Annotated in this window: 2 protein-coding genes; one reads left to right on the plus strand and one right to left on the minus strand. The window is 71.8% G+C overall.

All coding sequences use genetic code 11. From position 1 onward, the window contains the following. Nucleotides 1-185: 185 nt before the first annotated feature. Nucleotides 186-5,888, minus strand: a complete 5,703-nt coding sequence (locus ACFV4G_RS42495) for an RICIN domain-containing protein (RefSeq protein WP_380448863.1) — start codon at nucleotides 5,886-5,888, stop codon at nucleotides 186-188. A gap of 304 nt (nucleotides 5,889-6,192) precedes the next feature. On the opposite strand from ACFV4G_RS42495, the gene ACFV4G_RS42500 reads away from it, so the two are divergent. After that, complete coding sequence (locus ACFV4G_RS42500; protein ID WP_380448860.1) at nucleotides 6,193-7,224, plus strand: hypothetical protein; 1,032 nt, start codon at nucleotides 6,193-6,195, stop codon at nucleotides 7,222-7,224. The last annotated feature ends 89 nt before the right edge of the window (nucleotides 7,225-7,313 follow it).

The raw sequence follows: 7,313 nt of genomic DNA on the forward strand, positions 1-7,313 counted from the left end.
GACTCCTTCCCCCCGTTCCCCTACGTCCACGCCTACAACGCGGACGGCAAGGAGATCTACAACCAGAAGACCCAGCCCACGGTCAAGGACGCCCGCCCGTAGCCCGCCAGCAGGCATCACCTCGGACGCCCGTGGGTGGTGCGGAGTGGGGCGGGGTGGGGCGAGGTGGGGCGGGGTCGTTCGGGTCAGCAGGGCTCGGCGGTGCGGCCGAACTTGGTGGACCAGATCGCCTTCCACCGGTCCGCGCCCTCGCCGGCGGCGTGCCCCTTGTAGAGGACGAGGTTGCCGTCCTGCTGGACGCGCAGCCAGACGTTCCGGCCGCCGCAGGACGGTCCGGTGCCGGAGTTCCAGGCGGCCCGGCCGTCGGCACCGTAGACGACCAAGTTGCCGTCCTCCTGCATGATCGCGACACCGGGGCGGGTGCCGGCGGTGCCCGAGTTCCAGATCACCTCGGTCGTGGTCGTGCCCTGCTGGCAGTCGGGACCGCCGCAGAACGGGATGTCCGCCTCCCAGTGGGACAGCACGAGGTTGCCGTCGGTCTGGTACTCCAGCTTCCAGCCCTCCTCCGTGGTGTTGATGCCGAACAGGCCGGAGCTGCCGTACTTGATGGACGTGTCGATGTGCTGGCCGGGGCGCAGGCAGCGGCCGCTGTCCAGGTGGTCGACCGTGCCGTCCCAGGTGTCCCTGGGACCGTTCGGCAGGTCCTGGCAGTTGGGGAGCGGGAGGGGCAGGGGCAGCGAGTCGGGGCCGCGGAACCCTCCGCCCGAGCCACCACCACCGGTCGAGCCCCCGCCGCCGGTGCCGCCACCGCCGCCGGTCGAACCACCGCCAGTGCCACCACCGCCGGTGCTGCCACCTCCCGTGCTGCCGCCGCCGTCGAAGGGAAACGTGTCGAGCTTCCACCACTGGGCGGTGGTGTCACGGCACTGCCAAATGGCCAGGTCCTGATCGTTGTTCACGGCAGTGAGGCAACCGCCATCCGTCGCCGAGATGATCCGGTACCAGCCACGCGCACCCTCCTGGAAGCGCCAGAGCTGATTGACGTTGCCCTCCTGCGAACCGATGAGATGGGTGCGGTGAGTACTGGGGTCGTGGTCCATGACCATGCCCCCACCGACCTTGGTCTCGATCAACCACTGGTTGTTCGGCTTCTGCCAGAGCGTCCACTGCTGAGCGAGGGCACCGTTGGCACCAAGCGACTTGATCCGCGTACCCGAGGCATTGGAGCCGCGATCGAGATCGGCAACCATCCAGTTGTTCCCGGACACCAAGGACCCCGTCACACCGTGCCGGGGATCGCTGCCCCCCGGAGCCTGCGGAGAACCAGGACTGCCGGCACTGCCACCGGGAACCGCACCACCACCGGTACCGCCACCAGTCGAACCCCCACCGGTACCACCACCTCCCGTGCTGCCACCAGTCGAACCGCCCGTGCTACCACCGCTGCCGTCGAAGGGCGACGTTTGGAGCTTCCACCACTGAGCGGTGGTGTCACGGCACTGCCAAATGGCCAGGTCCTGATCGTTGTTCACAGCAGTGAGGCAACCGCCATCCGTCGCCGAGATGATCCGATACCAGCCACGCGCACCCTCCTGGAAACGCCACAGCTGATTGGCATTGCCCTCCTGCGAACCAATGAGATGGGTGCGGTGAGTACTGGGGTCGTGGTCCATGACCATCCCCCCACCGACCTTGGTCTCGATCAACCACTGGCTGTTCGGCTTCTGCCAGAGCGTCCACTGCTGAGCGAGGGCACCATTGGCACCAAGCGACTTGATCCGCGTACCCGAGGCATTGGAGCCGCGATCGAGATCGGCAACCATCCAGTTGTTCCCGGACACCAAAGACCCCGTCACACCATGCCGCGGATCACTGCCCCCCGGAGCCTGCGGAGAACCCGGACTCCCGGCACTGCCACCGGGAACCGCACCACCACCGGTACCGCCACCAGTCGAACCCCCACCACCCGTCGAACCACCACCGGTCGAACCACCACCGGTCGAACCGCCACCGGTCGAACCGCCCGTGCTACCGCCGCCGGAGCCGCTGTCGCCGCCCTGGGTCGGCCCGTTCTGGATGTTGTCGAGCCGCCAGCGCTGCCGGTCCGAGCCGTCGCAGGCCCAGATGCCCAGCTGTTCACCGCTGTTGGCGGCGGTCAGGCAGCCGTTGTCGGTGTCGCTGGTGATCCAGTACCAGCCGCCGCCGGCGTCGCGGAACGCCCAGTGCTGGTTGGCGTTGCCGTCCGAGACCCGGATGAGGTGGGCGCGGTGGCTGCCCGGGTCGTGGTCCATCACCATGCCCTGACCGGCCGCCGTCTTCCCGTCGGTGAGCAGGGTCTCGATGATCCACCGCCCGTCGGCCGTCGGCCAGAATGCCCAGCGCTGCGCGTCGTTGCCGTTGGCGCCGAGCGCCTTGACCGGCGTCCCGGCGGCGGTGTTCGCCCGGTCCAGGTCCGCCACCAGGCCGCCGTTCGCCGAGCGCAGGGTGGCGACCTGCGAGGAGCCGATGCCGGGGCTCACCACCGGCGTGGTGCCCGGCTGCGGGGCTGGCTGCGGGGCCGGCTGCTTCTCCTGCCGGGGCGGGACGGTGCCCAGGCCCCAGCGCTGGGAGTCGCTCTGGTTGCAGTCCCAGAGCTGGAGCGGGGTCTCGTTGACGGCCTTGCCGTCGGTCACGTCCAGGCAGCGACCGGAGGCGGGGTTGACCAGCGAGTAGCCGGGGCCCTGCTGCCAGTTCTGCGCGGGGCTGTCGTTGCAGGTGTACAGGCCGACCCGGGTGCCGCCGGCGGTCTTGCCGTCGGCGACGTCCAGGCACTTGCCGAACGCCTTCAGGGTGAACACGCCGCTGTGCGCGGACGGGGTCCACTGCTGGGACGGGCTCGCGTTGCAGTCGTACAGGTCGGTCGGGGTCCGGTCGGCGGTCTTGCCGCCGGCGACGTCCAGGCACTTGCCGGGGAAGGCCGAGTACACGGTGACGGGAGTGGGACCGTTCCCCCCGCCGTCCGCGACCACGCCGTTCAGTCGCCACTTCTGGCGGTCGGAGCCGTCACAGGGCGCGACGGTCAGCGGCTGGCCCTTGGCGGCGAGGGTGAGGCAACCGCCGCCGTCGCCGTTCGCGATCGTGCTCCGGCCGTCCCCCGCGTCGGCGAACCGCCACAGCAGGTCGTTCCGGCCGTCCGCCACCGGCTGCAGCGCCGTGCGGTGGGTGGCGGCGTCGTGGCCGAGCACCAGCCGCTCCTCCGGCCGGCTCCGGCCGTAGGTGAGCCGCGTCTCGATCAGCCAGTTGCCGTTGCCGCGGTCCCAGAACGCCCAGCGCTGCGAGTCGGTGGTGTTCGGCTGCCAGGCCTGCACGGGGGTGCCGGCGTTCGCCACCCCGTCGCGCACGTCCGGCACGAGCTGCGGATCGGCCGCGGAGACGACGCGGATCCCCTGCGTCGGATCGGGCTGCTGCCCGCCACCGGAGGGACCGCCCCCCGGCAGGCTCGGCCCGCCGGGCCCGCCGGGGCCCCAGCCGAACGGCGGCAGCAGCGGCAGGAACGGGAAGCCGGGCAGCGTGATCCCGGGCAGCGAGGGCGCCGGCTTGGTCCCGGTCCCGGGGTTGGTCCCGGGGTTGGTCCCACCGTTGTCGCCACCGGGGGTGCCCGGGTCGGGCTTGCCGGGGTCGGGCTTGCCCGGGTCGGGCTTGTGGGGATTCCTGCACGCTCGGGCCGGCGGGTCCGCCGGGAGCGGCTTGTCCGGCAGGTTGGGGAACCCCGAGGCGGCGGGCCACGGAGTCGTCGGCAGACCCGGCAGGGACGGCCAGGGCACGTTCGGGAAGTTCGGGATCGACGGCCACGACCAGGCGGGGAAGCCGGGCAGCGAGGGCCGGCCGCCCGTGGGCAGATTCGGCGCGCCCGGCCAGGAGATGGCGGGCAGGTCCGGGTGCCCCGGCCACGGGACGTCCGGCGAACCGGGCACCGACGGCCACTTGACGTCCGGGAAGCCGGGAACGGTCGGCCACTTCAGCTCCGGATGACCGGCGACGCCGGGGGTGGCCGGTACGGGCTGACCGGGGATGATCACCTCGCTGCCGGGGTCGGCGCCAGGGGCGACCGGCAGAGGCAGGATCGGCCACGGCACGTTCTTGGTGCCCGGCATCGTCGGCCAGGCGACTCCCGGGAATCCGGGCACCGTCGGCCAGCCGGTGCTGCCCGGCTGGGTCGGCAGGAGCACGGCCGGCAGCTGCGGCGCGCCCGGCCAGTCGACGGCCGGAAGGTCCGGTCGACCCGGCATCGGCACGTCCGGGTAGCCGGGCACCGACGGCCACGGGATGCCCGGCGCGCCGGGCAGCGCGGGCCAGGTCAGCTCGGGGTGTCCCTTGACGGTCGGCCACGGCAGGCCCTGGTAGCCGGGCACCGTGCGCCCGGCACCGCTCGGCGTGCCCGGGTCGGCGGGCACGCACGGCGCGGCGAGCTTCCACTTCTGCGGGATCCCGCCGTCGCACGGCCGGACGCTCAGCCCGGCGGACTGCTGCCCGGCCATGGTCAGGCAGGACTGGTCGGCCGCGCTGACGAGGTTGAACGTGCCGTCACCGGCGTCCTTGAACGTCCACTGCTGGCCGGTGCTGCCGTTCGGCCGGCCCGCCGCGTCGTTCTGCACCGGCCGGATGACGGTGTTGTGGCTGTCGGCGTCCTGCTGGAGGACGGTGCCCTGGGCCAGGGCGCTCTCCACCACGTACCGGCCGTTCGCCACCTCGCGCAGCCGCCAGTTCTGCGAGGCGGTGCAGTTGCGCGCGTACGCCTGGACCACCGTGCCGTCGGCCTTCACACCGCCGCGCACGTCCAGGTTGAAGGTCGGACCGTAGGCGGACGCCGCCGCCGTGAGCTGGTACGTCGCACCGTCGAACGGCCGCGCACGGCCCGCGTCGGTGGCGGCCGGGGTGGCCGGGGCGGTGACCGGCGCGTCGGCGGAGGCCGTCAGCGCCGCCGTCGACACCTTCGGCGCATCGCCGGCGGCGGCGACCGTGGTCGCGGTCGACCGCAGCGCGGCGGACCTCAGCGTCGCGGCCGTGCTGCTCGTTGTCGCGTCGGGCTTCTTGCACTCGGGGTCTTCGTCGGTCTGGCTGTCCTCGCACTCCTTCTTGTTCGCCATGTTCGGTGCTTCGGCCGCCACCCGGGCCCGCGAGTGCCAGCCGAATATCCCGAGATCCGGTATCGCCGTCTGATTCGGCTGCGGGACGGTCCTGTCCCTCTCCTCCAGCACGTCGAACACGTTGCTGGGCAGCAACCCCCCGAGGACCCTGTTGTACGCCTGGCGTACATGCACCGCCGATTCCACGAACTCGCCGGAGATGGCCCCGATCGCCGCCCACTCGTACTCGCCCTTGGCGCTCGTGGGCATGTCCTCCGCGGAGAACTGGTCGGGAACGTAGAAGAAGCGTTTATCCGGCCTGATCTTGTAGACCCAGCCCTCCTTCCACGCCCTCACCACCGTGCCGTCGGGGTCGGTTTCCACCCGGCTGAAGCCGGTGTTGCGCGCGGCGAACGCGTTCGCCGTCCCTTGTTCGGCACTCGTGCTGACGTAGCCCGAGTTGGCGGTGCTGTGGCCGGTCTTAATATCTCCGTCCACGTGTTCGTACAGGTCGAAGGAGGACGGACCCGCCACCGAGCCCCTGGACCTGAATCCGTTCCGGAAGATCGTGTCCGGGTCCATACCCTCGACGAGGGGACCCACCGTGCCCTGGTTGTCGTCCGTCGGACTGCCGCGATTGAGGCCGACCCCACGGTAGACGAACGGGGGAAGCGCCCTGCTCGTGTCCAAACACGGGTGCAGGTACGGCGGCGCCTCGGCCGCCTGGGCGGCCGGTGCTACGGCGCCCAGCAGGGGAGTCATCAGCACCCCCGCGGTCACCACGGTCGCCAAGGACCGGATTGTGGATCTGAAGAAATCGCGGCGCATGAGCGTCGGCGACCTCACCTTCGTACTGGCATGCCGATCAAGCCCCACGCTCGGCGAGCGCGGGCCCGCCGAAGCTATAGACCGCCCGTATACAACTGATCAACGCAGGTCAGCGGCGGGCCCCGGCGGCCCTCCGGCCCGCTCGGCGTGCCCGGGACGTCGGCCCCCGAAGTCGTCTCGTGCTGCCGGGTCGTCAGGTTCGCAGTGCGGGAACGGAGCCCCGCGGTCCGCCGCGATGCGGGCCTGGGCCCGGTGCATCGTGTCCGGAATAATCGGACGCCATCCACGGTCGCCGCCGAACAAGCCCCTCAAGGAGCTCGACTCCTTCAAGCCCGGGCAAAGCCCCGACGCCCAGCGGGACCTGACGGTCGACAAGTCGGTGCGCCTGTCCTACATGCTCTCCGACCGCAAGGGCACCGCGCTGCTGGAGTACCGCCAGGTCGACGCCAAGGCGTACCTGCGCGCCGACGCCAAGGGCCTGGTGAAGCTGGCCGGGCAGGACCCGTCCCAGGTCGGCGCCGTCGGCAAGGACCTGCCCGCCGAACTGGCCCCGGTCCGGGACGTCCTGGCCGGCAAGTGGATCACCTTCGACCTGCAGGCGGCCGCCGACGAGGCCAAGAAGTCCGACGGCGCCAAGGCCGCCTCCCCCAGCGCCGAGCCGTCGCTGGGCCCGGAGACCGCCAAGCAGCTCACCAACTCCGTCAAGGACGTGCTCACCCGCACCGTCACCTTCGAGGACAAGGGCGAGAAGGACGGCACCGAGCACGTCTGGATCAGCGCCCCGGGCCGCCGGCTGGCCGACGAGCTCCTGAAGGCCGTCAGGCCGCTGGCCGCCAAGCTCCCCGAGAAGTTCGGCAAGCTGCCCGACGCCGTGCCGGCCGGCGTGCGCGAGACCGCCGTCGGCGCCGACCTCTACCTGAAGGACGGCAAGCCGGCCTCCGCGACCTTCGACCTCGCCCAGCTGGAGAAGAAGGCCGGACCGGGCGTCAACTTCCCCGTGAAGCTCGCCTTCAGCCAGAGCACCCCGACCGTCGAGGCCCCCGCCGGCGCCGTCGCGCTCACCGGCGACGACCTGCAGCGGGTCGTGCTGAACCTCGCCCGCACCGACGGGCTCGGCAAGGGCCGGGGCGGATCCACCGGGCCCGGCGCGGCGCCGGCCCCCGGAAAGCCGCTCACCGGCGCCCAGTCCGAGGAGCTGCAGCGCCTCGGGATGAGCCCGGCGGAGCAGGAGGTCTACACCAAGCTCGGCCTCGGATACGAGGACATGAAGGACATCGCCCAGAAGGACTGACCCCTGGTCCTTCCCCACCGTGTCCGGTGCGCCCCCCGCGCGGCCGGGCGGGCCCCCTCGGGGGGCGGGGCGGGGGCGGGGGGGGGGCC

It is taken from the genome of Kitasatospora sp. NPDC059747, from assembly GCF_042732955.1.
Lineage (GTDB): Bacteria > Actinomycetota > Actinomycetes > Streptomycetales > Streptomycetaceae > Kitasatospora.